The organism is Alicyclobacillus tolerans, assembly GCF_048984885.1.
GTDB lineage: Bacteria > Bacillota > Bacilli > Alicyclobacillales > Alicyclobacillaceae > Alicyclobacillus_I > Alicyclobacillus_I tolerans.
Window position 1 is genome coordinate 2416911 of record NZ_JBMGNK010000002.1, and the last position, 17809, is coordinate 2434719.

The 17809-nt window shown below is 46.8% G+C and carries 32 protein-coding genes; 3 read left to right on the forward strand and 29 right to left on the reverse strand.

Translation table 11 applies throughout. From position 1 onward, the window contains the following. Nucleotides 1-126 precede the first annotated feature (126 nt). From ACOJUR_RS12305 to ACOJUR_RS12375, 15 genes are all read right to left on the reverse strand, one after another. Nucleotides 127-936 carry a hypothetical protein gene (locus tag ACOJUR_RS12305; RefSeq protein WP_420950157.1) on the reverse strand — a complete coding sequence of 270 codons (810 nt, stop codon included), beginning with the start codon at nt 934-936 and terminating at the stop codon, nt 127-129. Between the two features lie 135 nt (nt 937-1071). After that, nucleotides 1072-1698 carry a Holliday junction resolvase RecU gene (locus tag ACOJUR_RS12310; protein WP_420950158.1) on the reverse strand — a complete coding sequence of 209 codons (627 nt, stop codon included), beginning with the start codon at nt 1696-1698 and terminating at the stop codon, nt 1072-1074. 27 nt (nt 1699-1725) lie between these two features. After that, nucleotides 1726-1860, reverse strand: a complete 135-nt coding sequence (locus ACOJUR_RS12315; protein ID WP_420950159.1) for a DUF5651 domain-containing protein — start codon at nt 1858-1860, stop codon at nt 1726-1728. A gap of 15 nt (nt 1861-1875) precedes the next feature. Continuing rightward, nucleotides 1876-2799 carry a DNA-methyltransferase gene (locus ACOJUR_RS12320; RefSeq protein ID WP_420950550.1) on the reverse strand — a complete coding sequence of 308 codons (924 nt, stop codon included), beginning with the start codon at nt 2797-2799 and terminating at the stop codon, nt 1876-1878. A 185-nt stretch (nt 2800-2984) separates the two neighbouring features. After that, a complete protein-coding gene (locus ACOJUR_RS12325) occupies nt 2985-3626 on the reverse strand; it encodes a nucleoside triphosphate pyrophosphohydrolase family protein (protein ID WP_420950160.1) in 642 nt (213 codons plus the stop codon). Between the two features lie 106 nt (nt 3627-3732). Next, entirely contained in the window at nt 3733-4173 is a 441-nt protein-coding gene (locus ACOJUR_RS12330; RefSeq protein ID WP_420950161.1) for a DUF2493 domain-containing protein, read from the reverse strand. Beyond that, nucleotides 4149-4541, reverse strand: coding sequence for a DUF1653 domain-containing protein (locus tag ACOJUR_RS12335; protein WP_420950162.1), 393 nt, complete (start codon nt 4539-4541; stop codon nt 4149-4151). Before ACOJUR_RS12335 ends, ACOJUR_RS12330 begins: the two co-directional genes overlap by 25 nt. A gap of 92 nt (nt 4542-4633) precedes the next feature. Then, nucleotides 4634-5443: a hypothetical protein gene (locus tag ACOJUR_RS12340; RefSeq protein WP_420950163.1), complete on the reverse strand. Its 810-nt coding sequence runs from the start codon at nt 5441-5443 to the stop codon at nt 4634-4636. Further along, complete coding sequence (locus ACOJUR_RS12345; RefSeq protein WP_420950164.1) at nt 5443-5637, reverse strand: hypothetical protein; 195 nt, start codon at nt 5635-5637, stop codon at nt 5443-5445. The genes ACOJUR_RS12340 and ACOJUR_RS12345 overlap by 1 nt, the downstream gene beginning before the upstream one ends. A 28-nt stretch (nt 5638-5665) precedes the next feature. Then, complete coding sequence (locus ACOJUR_RS12350; RefSeq protein ID WP_420950165.1) at nt 5666-6289, reverse strand: hypothetical protein; 624 nt, start codon at nt 6287-6289, stop codon at nt 5666-5668. Continuing rightward, complete coding sequence (locus tag ACOJUR_RS12355) at nt 6249-6593, reverse strand: DUF4406 domain-containing protein (RefSeq protein WP_420950166.1); 345 nt, start codon at nt 6591-6593, stop codon at nt 6249-6251. The genes ACOJUR_RS12350 and ACOJUR_RS12355 overlap by 41 nt, the downstream gene beginning before the upstream one ends. Nucleotides 6594-6973: 380 nt before the next feature. Next, entirely contained in the window at nt 6974-7627 is a 654-nt protein-coding gene (locus ACOJUR_RS12360; RefSeq protein ID WP_420950167.1) for a hypothetical protein, read from the reverse strand. Continuing rightward, a complete protein-coding gene (locus ACOJUR_RS12365) occupies nt 7605-7787 on the reverse strand; it encodes a hypothetical protein (protein WP_420950168.1) in 183 nt (60 codons plus the stop codon). Before ACOJUR_RS12365 ends, ACOJUR_RS12360 begins: the two co-directional genes overlap by 23 nt. Before the next feature lie 171 nt (nt 7788-7958). Beyond that, entirely contained in the window at nt 7959-8486 is a 528-nt protein-coding gene (locus ACOJUR_RS12370; protein ID WP_420950551.1) for a sigma-70 family RNA polymerase sigma factor, read from the reverse strand. 2 nt (nt 8487-8488) lie between these two features. Then, entirely contained in the window at nt 8489-8731 is a 243-nt protein-coding gene (locus tag ACOJUR_RS12375) for an AbrB/MazE/SpoVT family DNA-binding domain-containing protein (protein ID WP_420950169.1), read from the reverse strand. A gap of 158 nt (nt 8732-8889) precedes the next feature. On the opposite strand from ACOJUR_RS12375, the gene ACOJUR_RS12380 reads away from it, so the two are divergent. After that, nucleotides 8890-9072 (forward strand): ribbon-helix-helix protein, CopG family, encoded by a 183-nt coding sequence (locus ACOJUR_RS12380; protein WP_420950170.1) that lies wholly within the window; start codon nt 8890-8892, stop codon nt 9070-9072. Here the strand turns inward: ACOJUR_RS12380 and ACOJUR_RS12385 are convergent. The 11 genes from ACOJUR_RS12385 to ACOJUR_RS12430 form a co-directional block, all read right to left on the reverse strand. After that, nucleotides 9069-9437, reverse strand: coding sequence for a sigma factor-like helix-turn-helix DNA-binding protein (locus ACOJUR_RS12385; protein ID WP_420950171.1), 369 nt, complete (start codon nt 9435-9437; stop codon nt 9069-9071). The two genes, ACOJUR_RS12380 and ACOJUR_RS12385, sit on opposite strands and share 4 nt — an antisense overlap. 130 nt (nt 9438-9567) lie before the next feature. Then, nucleotides 9568-9849 (reverse strand): hypothetical protein, encoded by a 282-nt coding sequence (locus ACOJUR_RS12390; RefSeq protein ID WP_420950172.1) that lies wholly within the window; start codon nt 9847-9849, stop codon nt 9568-9570. A 315-nt stretch (nt 9850-10164) separates the two neighbouring features. After that, entirely contained in the window at nt 10165-11037 is an 873-nt protein-coding gene (locus tag ACOJUR_RS12395; protein ID WP_420950173.1) for an ATP-binding protein, read from the reverse strand. Then, nucleotides 10946-11818, reverse strand: coding sequence for a DnaD domain-containing protein (locus tag ACOJUR_RS12400; RefSeq protein WP_420950174.1), 873 nt, complete (start codon nt 11816-11818; stop codon nt 10946-10948). The genes ACOJUR_RS12395 and ACOJUR_RS12400 overlap by 92 nt, the downstream gene beginning before the upstream one ends. A gap of 76 nt (nt 11819-11894) precedes the next feature. Next, complete coding sequence (locus ACOJUR_RS16000) at nt 11895-12128, reverse strand: LysM peptidoglycan-binding domain-containing protein (protein ID WP_476692318.1); 234 nt, start codon at nt 12126-12128, stop codon at nt 11895-11897. A 52-nt stretch (nt 12129-12180) separates the two neighbouring features. Further along, nucleotides 12181-12645 carry a single-stranded DNA-binding protein gene (locus ACOJUR_RS12405; RefSeq protein ID WP_420950175.1) on the reverse strand — a complete coding sequence of 155 codons (465 nt, stop codon included), beginning with the start codon at nt 12643-12645 and terminating at the stop codon, nt 12181-12183. Nucleotides 12646-12655: 10 nt separating this feature from the next. Then, entirely contained in the window at nt 12656-13546 is an 891-nt protein-coding gene (locus tag ACOJUR_RS12410) for a recombinase RecT (RefSeq protein ID WP_420950176.1), read from the reverse strand. A gap of 32 nt (nt 13547-13578) precedes the next feature. Continuing rightward, nucleotides 13579-14529, reverse strand: a complete 951-nt coding sequence (locus ACOJUR_RS12415; RefSeq protein WP_420950177.1) for a YqaJ viral recombinase family nuclease — start codon at nt 14527-14529, stop codon at nt 13579-13581. Further along, a complete protein-coding gene (locus ACOJUR_RS12420; RefSeq protein ID WP_420950178.1) occupies nt 14520-14846 on the reverse strand; it encodes a hypothetical protein in 327 nt (108 codons plus the stop codon). The genes ACOJUR_RS12415 and ACOJUR_RS12420 overlap by 10 nt, the downstream gene beginning before the upstream one ends. 64 nt (nt 14847-14910) lie before the next feature. Then, nucleotides 14911-15285, reverse strand: coding sequence for a hypothetical protein (locus tag ACOJUR_RS12425; RefSeq protein ID WP_420950179.1), 375 nt, complete (start codon nt 15283-15285; stop codon nt 14911-14913). Nucleotides 15286-15306: 21 nt separating this feature from the next. Next, entirely contained in the window at nt 15307-15561 is a 255-nt protein-coding gene (locus tag ACOJUR_RS12430) for a helix-turn-helix domain-containing protein (protein WP_420950180.1), read from the reverse strand. 104 nt (nt 15562-15665) lie between these two features. Between ACOJUR_RS12430 and ACOJUR_RS12435 the strand changes: the two genes are divergently transcribed. Then, a complete protein-coding gene (locus ACOJUR_RS12435) occupies nt 15666-15803 on the forward strand; it encodes a hypothetical protein (protein WP_420950181.1) in 138 nt (45 codons plus the stop codon). Nucleotides 15804-16076: 273 nt separating this feature from the next. On the opposite strand, the gene ACOJUR_RS12440 is transcribed toward ACOJUR_RS12435, so the two are convergent. Continuing rightward, complete coding sequence (locus ACOJUR_RS12440; RefSeq protein WP_420950182.1) at nt 16077-16301, reverse strand: DNA-binding protein; 225 nt, start codon at nt 16299-16301, stop codon at nt 16077-16079. Nucleotides 16302-16418: 117 nt separating this feature from the next. Then, the gene (locus tag ACOJUR_RS12445) at nt 16419-16643 is read right to left on the reverse strand and encodes a helix-turn-helix transcriptional regulator (RefSeq protein WP_420950183.1); all 225 of its coding nucleotides are present in this window, start codon (nt 16641-16643) and stop codon (nt 16419-16421) included. A 155-nt stretch (nt 16644-16798) separates the two neighbouring features. On the opposite strand from ACOJUR_RS12445, the gene ACOJUR_RS12450 reads away from it, so the two are divergent. Continuing rightward, nucleotides 16799-16957, forward strand: a complete 159-nt coding sequence (locus ACOJUR_RS12450) for a hypothetical protein (protein WP_476692319.1) — start codon at nt 16799-16801, stop codon at nt 16955-16957. Here ACOJUR_RS12450 and ACOJUR_RS12455 read toward each other — a convergent pair. Next, nucleotides 16906-17769, reverse strand: coding sequence for a phage antirepressor (locus tag ACOJUR_RS12455; protein ID WP_420950184.1), 864 nt, complete (start codon nt 17767-17769; stop codon nt 16906-16908). The two genes, ACOJUR_RS12450 and ACOJUR_RS12455, sit on opposite strands and share 52 nt — an antisense overlap. Between the last annotated feature and the right edge of the window lie 40 nt (nt 17770-17809).

Genomic DNA, 17809 nt, shown 5'->3' on the forward strand with positions numbered 1-17809 from the left:
TACGGGTTTGATACTGTGATTTTACTGCGAAAAAAGCTCGATAATCTGTCAGAAAACTGACGTTGGGTTTTGGGTACACTCGCTACAAAGACCGTTAGTCAACGAAAGAACACGAGATCAGCACATTCACCCACGCGGGCCACGTTTAGACCTCCGCTCTCTCGTTTGCAAACTCATCAGACGCGGGCAAAGATCGCAAAACTTTCTCATACTTTTGTCACGCAAGGTTCGGTGTTCCCGTTCCGTCATGGGATTGTCGACACCAAACTTGATTCGTCCTAATATGTCCCGCACTTGCATCACGCTCAACCCTTGCACGTATTGATACCACAGCAGATAGTAGGCATCCGCATACTCCTGCTTCATGTGCTCCAGGACGGGAGTGACAGCAGCGTCGATCTGTTCAAGCCTTTGGACTTCGGCCTTCGCACGCTCAATCCACGGCTCTCTCCGAAGCGCAATCTTCTCCGTGCTTGTCCAAGGCAGATATTCCTCTTCCGCATCCAGGCGTTCTTTGAGCATGTGTATAAAACTGTCCAGCCATTCTTGTTCGGTGGTGGTTTCGCAGGAAATGCCTCTAGCTTGACTGTAGACGCGTTTTCTCGTTGCGTAAGTATATTTATCCTTGCTGATATATTTTGAAAGAATTTGAGCCATTTGTGATTGCAAGTCGGTCAGTGGTTCGGTCTGGAGTTTCCACAGAATTTCCGGATCATCCTCTTCCAAAGCCAGCGCAGCGGTGACACGAGGCTCCACGGGCAAGTGATCGCCAGACGCTTGTAAGCGGGCCAGCTTCAAATCTGAGCCAAGCGTGCGGTACTCCGCCAACACAGAGATCGCCTTGTCCTCTACGTCTTTCTTCGAAGGCAAACCCAAGTCAAGAGGTGCCGTGACGTACCTGACTTTACGCTGTTCAAGAGCTTCCACTTCCCCCACCACCCACCTTTATCCACAAGGTTTATCCACAGATTGTGGATAAAAATATTCGTATATAGAATATTATACCATTTCTATATTTGATTTTTGTATACATTTGAGCGCGAGAATGTGTGGAATTTTGGCGTTTGTGTCCTACGCGTCGAATTCGTTGTTTTTTTCTTTTGTCGCATCCACACGCTTCCACAATTGCTGAACCACTGCCAGATAGTCTAGCGGAATACCTCGCCCAGGATGGACTTCGGTTCCGAACATGCGCATATGCTCGATAGGGATGCTCTTGCGACCTCCCACCAATCCCTTCTCCCACGAATCCACAAGATATTGGGCAGGCAAGAGATAAGTCTCATCCAGTTTGGCAAATTCGATGAGCGAAAAGGCAATCGCCCCTTGTTGCAAGGCATCTCGAAGATACTCGATTTGATGCGGATGAAAATTATCGTGAGGCAAGCGTGTAGTTTCTCGCGTGGACTTGGCTTCAAAAACTAAAGCTCGACCTTGGAAACACCCGTAATAGTCGACAGTGGACGCTTGATCGCGCACTGCCAAAAACACACCACCTTTATGGATGCCGACTTGCCGGAACGGCGTAGCAACTTTATCCACCACAGCCCATCCTTTCTGGCGGTACAGAGCATTGCTTGCGTTGATCAGCGATTCAAAACTCATTCCTCTTTTGCCACTTTGCGAGTGGAAATCCTCCGCAGTTGCTTGGTTGATAATCTTGGCTACTCGCCTTCGATGCTGTCGAAGATTTTGCATTTCGCCTACCACGCTCCTATCGAAAAATTAGCGAATCATGGCATACGGGCAATTCGGATGCGTTTCATCAAACGCAGGCACTTCAAAGTGTGTGTAGAATTCCAAGAGTGCACAGGTATCCCTACACGATCCATTACAGGACTTGCATTTGGCATCCATCATGACAATCCCACGGCTTTAGCCGTGTGGAGTGTCAACTCCGTTGATCAAGGGTGCGTCCGCAATAATTCGTCTCTTGGAAATCTCCACATAGTCGGGATTAAGTTCGATGCCGATGTACCGCCGTCCACACCTAGTCGCGACGAGACCAGACGTACCTGCACCGTTGAATGGGTCCAGTACGACACCCCACTCGGGAGCGCCAGCTACGATACAGGGTTCTACAAGAGCAGGAGGGAAAGTAGCAAAATGTGCCCCTGGATATGGCGATGTGGGAATAGTCCATACATCGCGCTTGTTGCGCTTCTCTAAAGGTTTGTAACGATCATTAAAACCGGTATATTGGCGTTTACCTACTTCATCTTGCTTCCTACGTCCACTATTCATGGTTTTACCCAACACACCAACGGAACCACGCGGGCTATTCGGGTCCCCACTCACTGCCTCTTCCTTTATAGCTTCCCCATTGTAGTAATACTCTCGCGACTTAGAGAGTAGAAAGATGTATTCATGACTTCGAGTTGGTCTATCGGTCGCACTCTCCGGCATCGCATTCGGTTTGGCCCATACAATGTCACTACGCAAGTACCATCCATCTGCCTGTAGTGCAAACGCCACGCGCCACGGAATGCCGATTAAATCTTTGGGTTTTAGAAATGGATGACTGATTCCGTCGCTTCTTAGCATATGAAGTTCGGGCTTTCCTGTTTTTCCCACGAACGACCATTTTTTTGAACGATTTGCCCAGTAACTATCGCCCAAGTTCAGCCAAAGGGTTCCGTCGCCCCTCAACACCCTTCGCACCTCACGAAACACATCTACGAGACGGCTAATATATTTCTCTGGATTTTCTTCAAGTCCGATCTGTCCATCCACACCGTAATCTCTGAGACCCCAGTATGGTGGCGACGTTATTACGCATTGAACGCACTCGTCCGGCATCGATTGGAGTACGTCAAGATTGTCGCCACATACCACTCCCCACTTCCTATCCCCCCGTAGTACTTCTTGAATAATCATTCCCCACCACCTCACTTCACTTTAGTTAACCCCTCACGAAGGGTGTACTGCAGCTTACCGGCGATATCCTGCGCCAAGATAAAACTGTTGAGGTATGAGATCACCATTCACTCATACACAAGCACGGCTGCGTCCTCGATATTTTCCAACCACCGCACACAAACCGCTGCCACTTGTATCAATTCGTCCTTTAACTCACGCAGGCGAAAGTCGATTTCCTCTCCCCATTCGGTCTTGTCACAGGCGTTGTAGTATTCAGCACTCCCCGTTTTCTTCAATTCATACAACGCCTTGGCGACTTCCCCAAATTCCTCAGCAAGTACAACCAGTCCATGATCGTTGCCATGCCATGACGGATGAAGCCTGTTTTGTCGCTGGCGTTCGGTGATGATAGCTTCCCAAATCAGCGTCTTTGGCGGGACATTTTTTTCTGTGACAAGTTGGTCTTGTGAAGGTTGAATGGAATTGTCGAAAGATTCCATCGTTTTGTCGATGTGTTCAAGCGCGTCCCGTGCTTCCATAGTCATGGGATGATGCTGTCCGTTGGCGTCTGCCGCGCCCCTCGATATCACTTCCAACGCTTCCCGCATAATCTTGTTTTGCGCTCGGAAGATACCAACGACAGACGCCAAATTACTGTTGCGTTCTTTCAGACGTTCCATTTCTTTGCGGTACGTCGAAAGTGTGAAGTTAAAATCGGCGTGCTCGTATACTCGGTCACAAGACGGGCAGACGCATTCGAAACCCACCTCAATAAACTCTTTGTCTATAGCGATTCCATCTTCAAGATTTTGTAAAGCATGCCCGCACCTATTGCAATAGAACGGGACAACACGTCTTTCGTTTTTGTGCTCGTCAGTTTTTTTGCTCAGAAAGTCCACCTTGATCTTCGCCCCCTACGATTTCTACTGGTTTTCCTTGTTTCTTGGCAATTTCTATCGTGTGAAAGGTTCCTTTGCTTTTTCCGTCCCAAAACGCGACAATGCGATCTAACGCTTCCGCAATTTGTATGTTTCTTCTATATCCTGCGGATTTACCGTATTTTTTCCAGTCCGCAGGATAGATTTCCGTTTTCAAACCCAGTTGCCGCGCCGTCTGCTCGGCGATAGCATCAACACCTCTTGCACCACCCGAAACAATGATGATATCTTTATCCAAATTTTTGATATAGTCCTCAATCTTTTCTCGATGAGGAAAGTTTCTTGAACCTACAATTGCTATTTTCAAGGCTTCACCCAACCTCGAATCCCTTATTTCTTTTTCTACATGCCCTATATTTCTTTTTCTAACTGCCATATTTCTTCTTCTGATCTCTTCAATTCTCTTATCTCTTCTTTTAATCGTTCTATCTCTTTTTCTTGCCAAAATGACTTCTCTGTTTCCGCATGTAATTCATCAACCAATTCTTTTTTACATGTAGAATTCAATGTCGAGTCTTCAACATCGTTTGCAGGAACAAACTTTTGGAAAAACAATTCTTTCGGTCTCGCCCAAACAGAGCCATCTGGCGCACGATAAACCACCAAATCTTCTAAAGTCTCCGAATGCCTAACTTCTTCATGCAACATTGTGTATTTTTTCCCGTTTTTAATGTTTTTCCAATTTGTCGTCACTTTTCCCCACCCTACTTCTGTCGGTATAATGTTGAAAAAGTTCAACGGCATGGCGTAGAGCCTCTTCGGCATTGTCATACTCGATCAAACCGCTTTCTGTATTTTCGTCAAGAAAATAGCTGAACACTCTTTCTCCGTCTCGTTTAATCGCTGGATGATACACAGTACGAGTATGCTCCTCGTCCAATGTTAGGTATGTTTGTTTTTTCGCAACATATGGAGTCGGCATCGAAACCATCCCCTTGTTTAATATCAAACTGTGCTTGCTCTACAGCCAACTCGTTGAACCTTTTTTCGACTTCTTCCTCGGTAATGACGATCCCCAGTTTTTCATCACGAAAGTAACAGGTTGTCGAATCTCGAACGGATGGACGGTTACACCACTCGTCCAAAAACGCCTGCAAATCTTCAATGTCCTTTGGCTGAACGAACACATCTTCACACAAATCTTCCAACTCTAATTCAATGATGTCTTCTGCACACAAGGAGATAGAAACCTTTTTAACGCCCCATACTTTCGGGATCACTTTTTCTCCTCGGTGTGCCCATAGCAAGGCAATGAAATCTAAGGTTTCAGACACAGGAAGAAATTCGTCGTCTATATTCACCATTTCCAAACTTTTGCACGCCTCGGCGTAAGTGATTTTTTTGGCTTTGTCCCATTTTTCTTCTGTTTTCTGATTGCGATTATTTTTGAGATTTTCTTGTACACCTTGGCAGTTGTGAAACGTTCGCCAATCTTTCAATTCTCCGCAAAAATTACATTTTTCAAAATAACCTCTGCCCGCACACAGGTGGCATGTGTTAAAACCATCACCTTGAGTTGAATTTTTGCTCAAAATTAAACTCAGACCTTGACAGGTTTCACACAAAAACTGATTCTCTTTAAGCCTCACAATAATTTTCTTTGGAAGAATCTGCGAGAGATCGAGTTCTACATTTTTTTCAGCCATTAAAAACCTTCCTTTTCCAATGATTTCAAAGCATAGAAGGCATCGGCATGGACTTCGTAAAAATCCTCATAGTTGTCGTAATACGCCTGCTCCTCGATGCGATAAAAATTATCTCTGGAAAACTTTACTGCTCGGATGAGTTTTAAAACTTGATCATGTGTTAGATTGTCTATATTTTCTTCAATTTCTTTCAACCATTTCACCTTCTTCACCAGCCTATCTTCAGTTTTTCTTAAACTTTTCTTTAATTAGCTCGATTAAAATTCGATACTCTTTGCCAAATCCATGATTCCCCTCATTTCCCTCTACTGCTTTTTCAAGCTCTTCTAAAGTTCCGCGAAAACAACCTATATTCCACTCGATCCCTAATTCACTTTTGTACGCTGTAAAAACACTGTCATGAGCATCGATAGGTGAAACGTACAGATAATCGTTTGGACTTTCCACGACAGCACGTCCCTCTATATAAACGTTTCCCGCTATATGAACCCCTCCTGTTATATAAGCATATTCCCCCACATAAGCCTCCCCTCCTACACAAGCCTCCCCTCCTATATAAGCCTTCCCTCCTATACAAGCCTCCCCATCTATACAAGCCTTCCCATCTATACAAGCCTGATCTCTTATATATGCATCGGAAAATGCGCATGCTTCATCAGCCACCCAACAGTCGGCTTCGTGGCATAAATTCTCCTCTTTCTCAATCCATCCACCTAAAGTTCCTTTTTTGACGCTTCCAAAATCCCGAACCGCCACAATACGATGAAGCGTTCTTCCAGCAAACTCCTTTGTTTCTCCAGTAAACTCATATTTTCGTTCCACCTTCTTCACTCTCCCATTTTTCAATCTCCAATCCCAAGTTAAAAGCAATCTCGTACTCCAATGACGCACCACGAGACAGGTTCCATTCTGGCAACAGAACAACAGACTTGGCGAACAACAACATTTTGATCGCTTCTCGCATCCAGTCTGACCAATCCCAGTCGTCATGTCCCTGTATCTCGGCAGGGTTGAGCACTGTACAACCTTGTGTTCTCAGTTCTGACGCAACGTGGTTGAACAAGTCGCGATTGAAATTGGGATAGTTTGTCATCGGACCGGAAATATAGATCGGTTGTGGGAGGCTGGTGTATGTGGTCAAAAGTTTCACCTCTTTTCAATTTTTCTAATATTTCACTGTCTATTGGATATATTTTTGGAGTGGTAGCCAATGGTCGTCGTGTGTTGTCGCTCATGACTTCTTTAATTTCATCTATATCTACGACAGACCTAACATTGATTTTTAGAGAGTCAGGATATTCGAAGCTCGTATCAAGCGAATTCAAAATTTTGTATCCTAACTTTGACACTTCTGAACATAGAAAGGATAGGGAAGGACTTTCCTCCATTTTATTTTCCACTTTCCTTAATTCTTCTTTGAATTCTTCTACATTTTTCTCGTCAGGGATTTTAATGACGACATGCCTCGAAAAAGAAACTTTTTCGTCCAAAGTTACTAAACACGTTTTCAAATGAAATCCATCTCCTGTTCTAATTTGTTATCTTCTCCCACACTTCCCAGTCAAATGCCATCATGTCTTGAATGTACGGTATCCACGATTCGTAGGTTCCATCCTCGTTCATCCAAACGATTCGACCACTCTGTAAAGCCTTGATATACCCTGTCCATCCCTTTCTTTTGAGCAAATATTCACTACCAATCTTCAAATACTTCCAAGGATTGCTAGCACGAAGTAGAACTCTACGAAATTCTTGCGAAGGTTGTCGAAGTGCTTCCTCGGCTTGCTCGGCAAGTTTTTGCACCTGCTCCTTGACGTAATCGAAGTTGCGATATTCGACCGTTGGATCAATCCAGCGTCCTTGTTCCATCTCAAAAGGAATCAAGTCGCCAGCGTGTGCTGTATCAAACCCAACCCACCACAATTTCCTCCCTTTTTCATCTGTGGCAGGCTTGTAGTCAGGATGATTTTCGCATTCTTTCGCATGACCGAATCGGCTAAAAGTTAATCCCCCATGAACATCTGCATTGATTACAAAACTACTCAATCCGTACCAAGGATGATCTTGTGGAATGGCTACATATCCACACAAATGCTTCATCGTCCCATGACGAACGATCAAACATTTGAACCCTTTGTGTTCCCACTCCAAACGATCTGGCTCATTTTTCCACGGATTTTCCATAGCGATATATCATCTCCTTTTCTTTTTTCAGAGCTGTGGAGTAGACCAATTCGGCTGCTTTCAGCCGATAAATGGCCACATCTACATGCTTTTCATCGGCCCAATCAAAGGCGTTCTCAGCCACTTCCAGTTCCTTTTTCGCCTGCATCAGTTCCAGCATCCGAATCATCCTTTCCGAACGTGATCACCAGCGACCTCGTTGCTTTATCGATCTTTACACCGCTTACCCTCTGGTCTCTTTCTTTTTCCGCTTGATTGGCGAGGCTACGCAGACAAGCTGCCAATGCGTAGCCTGTGAAATGATGCGAAGGAAACGCCACTTTGTATTCAGTCAACTCACAACACTCTCTTTGAACCTACGGATGATTCTTGAGATTTGAGTTTGCGACATCTCTAATCTTTTGGCGATCTCTTTTTGTGAGTAGCCGGAGATGCGCATCTGGACAATCCATCGGTCACGCTTGCCTAATCTTTCGATGGCGTCTGACCAATCCACTGACCATGTAGAGTCTTCTGACTGCAAAACGTCCAACAAACGCAGTTTCTTTCCGTCTTCATCGGTCGCAATGTCAAGTTCCAGCGTGTAATTCCACTTTTTGCGTCCTAAACTCCGTAGCGCCCCTAACAATTCCATTTCAATGCATTTGGCAGCATACGTGCTCCACTTGACGCCCTTCGATCCATCAAAATGTTGGTAAGCCTTGACCAGCCCCACATTCCCGATAGAGACGATCTCAGAAAAATCACAGTTGTACCTTTCAAAAGACGCTCGATATCGATTCGCCATATAGTACACAAGCCTGCGTTGCTCATCTAAAAACAACTCTGCGTCCCCTAACGCAGCATTTTGAACAACCATTTTCAAGCACCACCGTTCGATTCTTTGAGTTTTCGGATGCACGCATCACAAAGATTGATGTGTTTGATATTCACGCTGTCGTCGGTGACATTTCCGCAGATGAAGCAGCCTTTTCGATACTTTTTGAGCAATACAGCATCCTCGCCTACAAATATCTCAATCGAATCGCTCATCTCCCATCCAAGGTTTTCACGAATCTCCTTCGGAACAACAATGCGTCCCAAATCGTCAATTTTCCTGACCATCCCAGTAGCTCTCATCAACATTTCCTCCGTTTCTAATTTTGTGTTTCATACCTATAGTTTAGCATGAAAGGTAATACTTTTGAATATAGAATCATATAAAATATTATCTTTTCATATACTTTACAAACGTGTTACGATGCTGATCGAGGTGTTCATTTATGGCGAATCGACGATTAGGGAAAGAGAATCGAAAACGAACGTCCATCACCATTGACCCTGTGGTGTGGAAAATCTTAGACGAACTGTCCAAAAAAGAAGATCGCAGCGTTTCGTGGTACATTCACAAGGCATTGATGGACTATCTGGAGCGTCGGAACCTTTTGCCGGAGGATGAGGACTAGATTTCTTCGACAACTTTCCTCTCTGAGCACGGACTGCACAACACGTATATCCAATCCTCACCGTACTCTTGTTGCAATCGATCCAGGTAGAAGTCACGAAGTCTCTTGATCGCTTGGTTGTAGTGATAGAGCACTGTGGTGTAGTCGCACCCCACAAAACTTGAGATTTCCTGGTAGGTCTGCATTTCCACCGCATGCAAGTACAACGCCTCGGCTTGTGCTGGCTTTAATATTTTTGTTCGCTGCCATTCATCCAGCCACTGAAAAACCCTCTCATACGTCGAATCTGCATGGTTCCTCTGATCCGGAATGACATCTGCCCAAGTCCGTTTGCTTTGACGAGAAACCGTAGCATCGAGAGCCACAAACCGCCTTCTATTCTCGGCGTAGCAGTCTCTACAAGTGACGGCGTAGCCATTGGCCCTTGATTTGTTTTTCGGGAATTCATCCAAAGGCTTGATTTGTTTGCATGCGGAGCACTTTTGCGTACGCGCTTTAGTCATGCGGATCGCCTAGCTTATACAACCCCAACCGCCTTTGCGCGTACTGCTGCACCTGCCACGGATGCTTCCCCAAGGCCAGCGCCAAATCGAGTGTATTTTCAAGAAAGTACCACTCTTTCAAGTAGGCTTCGTCTTCTTCCGTCCAAGGCTCGTCCACCCGATCAAAGAGTTCATACCACTCCTCGGCTGTCGTAACAGGCAGCCCTTGCGGATACCATCGGCTCGCGGATAGCGGTATCCTTTCCCGCATACGTTTTCGATCCCCGTAGGCCATATTGAGAATCACCACCTTGCTTGGATTCTTGCCACGCCAGGTACGCCTTCCTGCGCTCGTGCATGGCGTTCAATTCCTCTTCCTCACGCATGATTTCAACCACTTTCCAAACCAAAGCCGTCATATACTCGCGACTGACGGTTCGTATGCGTTGAGGCTGACTTCCTGCGGTATCCAATCGGGTTTTGGATCGGCATCTTTTGCACTGCTTTCGCAGATATCCTTTGCCCGTCTTGTGAAAATACTCATTCGTGCCAGGAAACGTTTGGTGACAAATCTCGCAGGTCTTGTATGTTTGAGATTCCAACTCGGATATCAACTCTTTTCTGGTTGGCATAGACTGAAATTTAACTCCATCCCCGCGTCCCGTTCTTCGGGCGATAGACCCATGATGACCCTGTGGCCATACGAACGCTCCCAAATCCGGCGACCCATACCTTCGTCAATCGCACATATCGCGTCTATGTCTCGCTCAGAACTAACCAACATCGGCAGGCAATTGAGATAGCGGAAGTTGACCACGTTAAACAATTGCTCTAGCTGGAAGTCAGTAGGGTGGCGACGCCCCTTGAACAGGTCGTCGATAAACAACACATCCACACGCTTCATCGTGTCAATTCGTTCTTCGAGGTCATCTAGGTGGTTTTTCAAATCCCCAAATCCCTCGACCCACGGAAAGTATTGAACCGGAATACCTTTTCGCATCAGCCCATTACAGACAGCCATGAGCAAATGCGTTTTGCCGCTGCCTGGTTGTCCAAGCAATGTCAGACTGTTGTGCTCCGTGTTGCGAATGCTGTCGAACGTCTGAAAGTATCTCAGCGCTACATCACGAGCTTCGCGAACGCACGATGGTCTTCCGTCGATGACGAATCCCTTGAACCCGACTTTGCGAAAGTTTTCTGTGATGTTGCTCGACCGAAAAAGCTTTTCAATCCGCTTGCGTTCTTGGCATCCACAAGATTTCATCACATGCGCTCGTTGGTGGAACTGTTCATCCCACATACGTCTGTCACCAATCGGCACTTCTTCGTCCAGGTCAAGCAAAAGCACCACGACACCCGTATCTTTACAGCGATGGCAGTCGTAAGTTTGCTTAGACGATTCCGACTCGGCCTCCTGTGATACTCCTTGTGCGCCTGCCGCTATAGCCGCTATATGCTCCACTCGTTCGCGTATAGACTGCAATATCCATACCCCCTACAGAACTCTGCCTTTCAGTTTCGTAAAGCTCTGCCTGTGCAACGGTTTTGATGCCCCGGTCATATTGTCGGCGCAGAATACCCAAAGCGTAACCAGCATCTTTTGCGTTTTGTCTGGCGATATGAAGGGCTTTGGTCACTAAATCGACTTCCATCCCTTTTTCGATAAATTCAGTCAAATCATCAATTTGGGTTGCATTGGGGAAACGCCCGAACTCTCGTTCATAACAGGAAACAATTTCCTTATTCGCTTCACGCGCGTGCGCATGCGTGTGATCATCATCATCACTATCTTTTGAAGGTGTAAGTGTAAGTGAAGGTGTAGGTGAAGGTGTGCAGATGCGCGCAACTTCGCGCACTTGCGCGTTATCTCGTTCAGTTTCGCGTTTTTTCGCTACATCGGACGGGCAGGGAGGATACTTGCTTTGATCTTTCAACCTTTTCTCAGTGCGAATGTGCGTCTGCCATTTGAACCATTTCTCGGAAGGGATGGCGATATATCGGTTTTCTTCATCTTCGTACCGTTCGATAAGTTTGTATTCCGCAAAAAGAGATAAGGCTCTTTCAATCACATCAATGGTAACGATAGAGACAGCAGGGAAGAGTTGCGTCTTGATTCGCTTGGGTGAATCTATAGCTCTCCCCCAGTCGTCGAAGTAAGTGATGAGCATTGGGAAGATGAGTGCCGCCAGTGGCTCTTCTTGCGCTACATCGTATAGCTTTTCGTCATGCGCGATATCGCTGGATATGAAGGCTTTCCTACTCATTGAAGACATCCCCCTCTTATAAGAAGCGTAAATTTTGTAAACACAAAACATTCTGTTGCCATTGATGGGCTGCATTTTATTTCACCGGAACAACCAACGTTTCCCCGACTTGTAAATCCGCGCTTTTCAAGTCGTTCCGTTTTTCAATCCACCGTTCTACCGACCAAGGATTATCTTGGTTGTCATATTTCTCTGCCAGAGACCATAGACTCGTACCAGGTAGGACAACTACGCGCCGAGTATGTATAGCCGTCACCTGATGAGAGGCGCTGTAGTTGTGGAAAGCCAGCCATCCGAATCCTGTCAGCATCAGCAATGGTAGTATGTAACTCAGGATGGCTTTGACGAAGTTCTGAAGCCTCCTAGAAAGGCAGGTCTTCGTCGGATATATCGATGGTCGCATCGTCTGCAAAGGGATCGTCCTCAAAACTCGGTCGTTGACTTGTGGCTGGACGCGCATTCGATGCTGGTTGAGTAGATGTTGTTGGGCTTGTCCCACGGCCATTCCCTCCTTTCGGATCAAGGAATCGAACATTTTCAGCGACAATCTCTGTGATACGCACCTTTTGGCCATCTCTATTCTCGTAGGAGCGCGTTTGGATTCGTCCGTCCACGGCGCAAGTGGAGCCTTTGTGTAGATACTGAGCGCAGGATTCGCCCATCTTGCTCCAAACCACAATCGGTAGGAAATCCGCTTCCTGCTGATCGTTTTTCGTGCGAGGGCGGTTGACCGCTAGTATGAAGGTCGCAACGGGCGTGCCATTGCTTGTGTATCGAAGTTCCGGATCATTCGTGAGTCTTCCAATCAATACAGCGCGATTGATCAACACCTACACCTCACTCAAACAAGCCGCTTTTTTCAGTGTTTTCTTCTTCTTGAACAACCTCTGCATCCACGTAAGGAGCCTTCTCTTCGGGTTCTTCGTTCTCCAAAGTCTTCTCTTGATAATCCGTGAGGATAAAGTCGGCAGGCTCTGTAATGTCTTTTCGTGTAGATTCGTCGGATTGCACAACTTGTTCGGCGATCTCGATGGAAATCGGCAGCCATTTCCAGCCTGTTCGGACAACCGTTTTCTTGCACATCTCCACATAGTCCGTCACCCAGGGTCCGTTCGTGGACGCCTTGCTGCGCCTGCGATGCTGTTCAATCTCTTGCGTCGGCATGTAGTGGATATAGTGTCCTCCGTCCTTGAAATGGGCCACCATGTACGCACCACGGAGTTGACCAGGTTGATCCTTGACTTCATCCGTCCGCACATGCCAAGGGATGTGTTTGATGTTTTCTTCCAAACCGTAGGTCAATTCAAAATAGTCGTTTTCGTAGACTTCGTGAGCCGATATGCTTTGGATATTGCCGGAACGCCTTGCGAGGTCAATCATGCCTTTGTAGCCGATAATGAAAGTGGCCTCTCGTCCGTAAGGGATGATGTAGCAATGTCCTAAGAGACCAGGCTCAAGCCCGAGCGTGGCTGCTTGCATGACAGCTGCCATCAGTGACGGCATTTCGCATTGAAGGAGTTTAGGGTTGGTTCGAATGGTTGTGAGCGAGATGCGTAGAAGTCGATCTAAGTCCACGTGTTTCGGCAAAACATCCGCCAACTGCGGACCCATCTTTTTGAGATACGCCGCAATCGTCTGAGCGGGAGAGGTTGATACGGATGAACCTGTCGTCTGCGTGCGTTCAGCGAGTTTTCCTGCCAGTTGTGTTCCATTTTTCACTTGACCCATTCGGTTGCCCACCTTCCGATTTTTATTCCAATTTATTTGAGCGTGAATCTTCGACTGACGCTTTCTTTCATGTACTTTTCAAGGATTTCAGGATGGTCAGATTCCAGTGCTTTCTTATCGAGTGTGCGACTGATGACCGTCTTCCAAGTGATTTTGTGCTCTCCGATTCGGGCAATTTCCGTTTCGCCCATCAATGCTTTCAAGTGGTTTTCCGCTTCGCGCTCCAGGGCTTCCGCCTCTTTTTTAGCCGCTTTAGCCTGCTCCAGTTGCTCTACCCACTGCTTCGCCTCCGGCGCATCGAGTTCAATCTCCGTTTCCGGTCTGGACGTGGGATAGAGGATTTTCAAAACGTTCGTCGCATCTTCGGAGCCATCCATCGTCGGCGGTGTTTTGGTCTCGACACAATGCCAAAAATCTTTCGCAATCGTCAACATGTTCTCGATCAATACTTCGTCCCGTTCCATCTCGTGGCAGAAAAATTTATTACCGCCCACAAGTGCCGCGAAAGCTCCCCACCGAAATCCAGTCACAAACAGATACCATTGGAGTTGTAGGATGTATTGCTCCGGCACATTGCCTTCTTCCCACTGTTTAGCCTGGTATTCACTGGCCGTTTTAATCTCTAAGACTCCGTTTCCTCGCTCCTTGCTGAGGATGATGCGATCAACATTGGCGATTGCCCAAGGATGGTCAGGGTGTTGGAGGATAGCGTTTCGACGTTGGACTTTATAGCCTGTACGTTCCACAAACACATCTGCCACGATGGGTTCGATAAGCGTTCCGAAAAGCATAGCGTCATTCGGTTCTTTCTCAGGCAATTCCCCAATTTTGTCGAGATAGACCGAGTAGGCAGAACGCCAAGGATTGACTCCACAGATCGCACCGATATCGCTACCCCCAATTCCTTTGCGTCGAAGGGCTTTCCATTCCTCTTGACTCATTTCTGTCGTGCGTGCCAGTACATCCGCTTTGGTTAGCGCCATAGTCGTCTCTCCTTCCGTTCCTCATCCAATCGGTCTAAGTAGGCATACAAATCCGCATTTTCTTGCATATCCCTGCGTTCTTCCGCTTCTTGTTTCGCATCCTCGATGCAAAACTGGCATATAGACTTGTCCTTGTATCGAAACTGTAAGTCCCCTAACACGTTTTCACCGCAGGAAGGACATTCGGGATAGTGTTTCAAACATGCAGAACAGACGTATTCCACACCGTCATATCCGATTGCAGGCGTGAGGGCTTGTCCTCTGAAGTGGCCACGGCAAACATCACAACGCTGGACTGTATCGAGTGCAACGGACACCTTCTTCCACCACCTTGACTTGAGCCATTTTCGAATTCGGGGTATGATAGGCACGGAGTTTGACCTATATACCCCTAACATGCCGCAGTGTTCCTAGCGCTGCGGCATACTTTTTTCGAGCCGCAACCAACGGCGACAAAGCGTTTTCCAAGTCGTACAAGCATTGGTGAATCGCCATAGCTCGACCAACCATAGCAGCGTCTACTTCTGCTCCATCCACCGCCATCCGTTCCGCTCTGTCTGCCGCACGTTCCCACTGGTGTTGAAGCACTTGCAGCGAATCGAAAGCTGTCAGCATTTCCGCAACGACATCGAGCAGTGCCTCTGTATTCGCTCGAACCTCGGCTTGATCTGCCAATTTCGACTGGAGTTCTATCGCAAAAGCATCTAGTCCGCCCAATCCACTTGCCCCCGTTTCTCTTTTTTGGGAAATCTGCATAACCTATGATTTCAAGACGTTTTACACTGGCAACAAGCGATTGGAGTTGAGTGATTCGATAGCGCTGTAAACTTCATCTGCAATCTGCTTGAGAGAGCGCATCCCTCCGCAAGTGTCGATCCACCGCCGGATAAACCCCTCATCCGCTTCGACCTCACCTCTCTCCACACGAGAAATCGTGCTTTGATCAGCCATCAGTGCTAAAGCCATTTGTTGTTGAGAGACGTTCGACCACGCTCTCAAGACTTTCAGCACCTTGTAGGCTCGTCGTTTCAACCTTCTCACCCCCTTTCAAGAGAGCTTGTCCCATCAAGCAATCGGATCACGCAGCCCCGCGCCGATTGCTCCCAACATCCTGCATCCTCAAAGGAGAACGCCCCATGTCACAAACCGACCTCGAACGCATACTCAAAGCCTTTACCGAAACCCTCTCCATTCACTTGCTCGAAACCTTCAACCACGTCGAAATTGACATCCACGTTCACGCTATGAACGAAACGGAAAAGTTAGATAGGTAAAATAGTTTCATGTGACTTCGGGACTAGGTGGCATCGAACAAGTTGTCATCTTGCGCAAAGGATGAGGAAATGCCCTCCCCACACGTGTAGGTTTCGCAACGCAAAAACTGAACGTCCTCGCCACTATCTACACCAGTAAACGAAGGAGAAACATGCCCACATACACCTTGGATGGAGAACAGGCAGTCGGAGCGACATTTCATCGTCTCATCCCCTTTACATGATTTGTGGAAGAGGTTCCCAACTAGCAGAGGGCGTCTTATATCCCCATCGCTAAAATCCAACCTGTTCCTCTAGCCACTTGAGAAAAGGATCTCTGTAGATTCGGTGTTTCTTTTCGGATATTCGCCAAACCGGAAAACCAGGTTGATGCATGATTGTCCTCGCTGTGCTGTATGAAACACACAGGATTTTGGCGAGGAACTTGCAGTCAAACACAAGCGGTATATCTTCCGGTTTGACTCCTAAGTGTTCATCCGCTTCCTTGACCGTTGACACTTTCATCCCTCCTTGATTTCCGTAGGTAATGGCGACGGTATTCTTTTCGTCTTTATCAAGGCGAGAAACCGCGTCTCTACTAAAAGTTAATGAGATTGTTCAATCCCTTACCATCCTTTACGCTGACTCGTTGTTTGGTGTAGAATTACGTACAACAAGGTCGTAAATATTGATATCCAATATGGTTGATAAATCAGCCGCAATAACTAACGGAATCTTTCTCTCCTCATATTCGTAGTGTTGGTACGAACGAAGAGCGATACCGAGCTTGTCGGCTACTTGTTGTTGTGTTAGCCCCTTTTTATTGCGGGCGGACTGAAGAATTGAACGTATCGTTTTCATCATCACCACACCTTACGTAATTTTTATTCACGTCTGTATTGTACACGTAACAAATGGACGTGTCAATATCGGAGGATTGTATGGCTACACTTGGCGAAAGACTAAAACTGCTGCGAGAACAAAAAGGTATCACTCAACGAGAATTGAGTGAGTTTATGGGATACAAAACAACTCGGCCGGTTCAGTATTTCGAAGCCAATGAACGGCCATTAGATCATCACGCACTCATCAAACTCGCCGACTTCTTCAACGTAAGCCTCGACTACCTTGTAGGGCGGTCGAACGATCCCTCTCCGCCGACAAAGGAAATTTGATTCAAGTCATTAGGGTTAACCTGCTTATTCAATTTACGACGAAACAGATTGACAAAATAGACTTGGCCTTTCCCTGTCACTTTCGGTGTTTTGCTGACCGTGACGCGACCATCCGAATGCACGATGGGTGTCTCTTTTACTTCAAACAACCCTAGTTCCATAGCCCGTTGTGTCGGCATGTTGCGGTCAGTGCCTTCTCTGCGAACGAGATAGCCCATTTCTCGTAAGCGTTTGTACAAACGCTTCTCACCCACATCAAGACCGTTTTGTTTTAACAACAGGGCTAATTCGCGGATGAGTATGGTCGTCTGACTAACTTCAACCGCTTCCGCAAAAAGAACCTTCGGTTTATCCGCTTCCACTTTCGCCTGAAGCCTCATCCTCGCCTCACGTTCTTCTTTCAACTGCGTGGCAATCTTGATGATGGTGTCAGGATTCAGCAACACTTCCTCAATCTTCTCTGGCGACATATAGACACCGTGCTTGCGAATGGAGGGAATAACCTCATCGAATATCCAACGCTCAAATTGCTCTGCCTTTTCCCGAATGACAGCGTTTTTGCTTTGCTCTGCTGCCTTCAAGACAAGTCGGTACACATCACCTTCAGGAATGACGTTTGTCTCTTGGATACCTCCTGACGAAGGTATTCCCAACTTGGAAATACCTTTGCAATGATCAAGAACCGCCTTGCTGGGATTGGCGTATTCCAATGTTCTTGCTACGTCGACTCCGACAAAGTAAATCTTGTTGTCCAATTCGACGGCCCTGATTCTTCCGAATACCGTATGTTGAAATATCAACACATCAGCCATCACGAACCTCCCACTCATACCGTGTGATTCGTTAAATGCA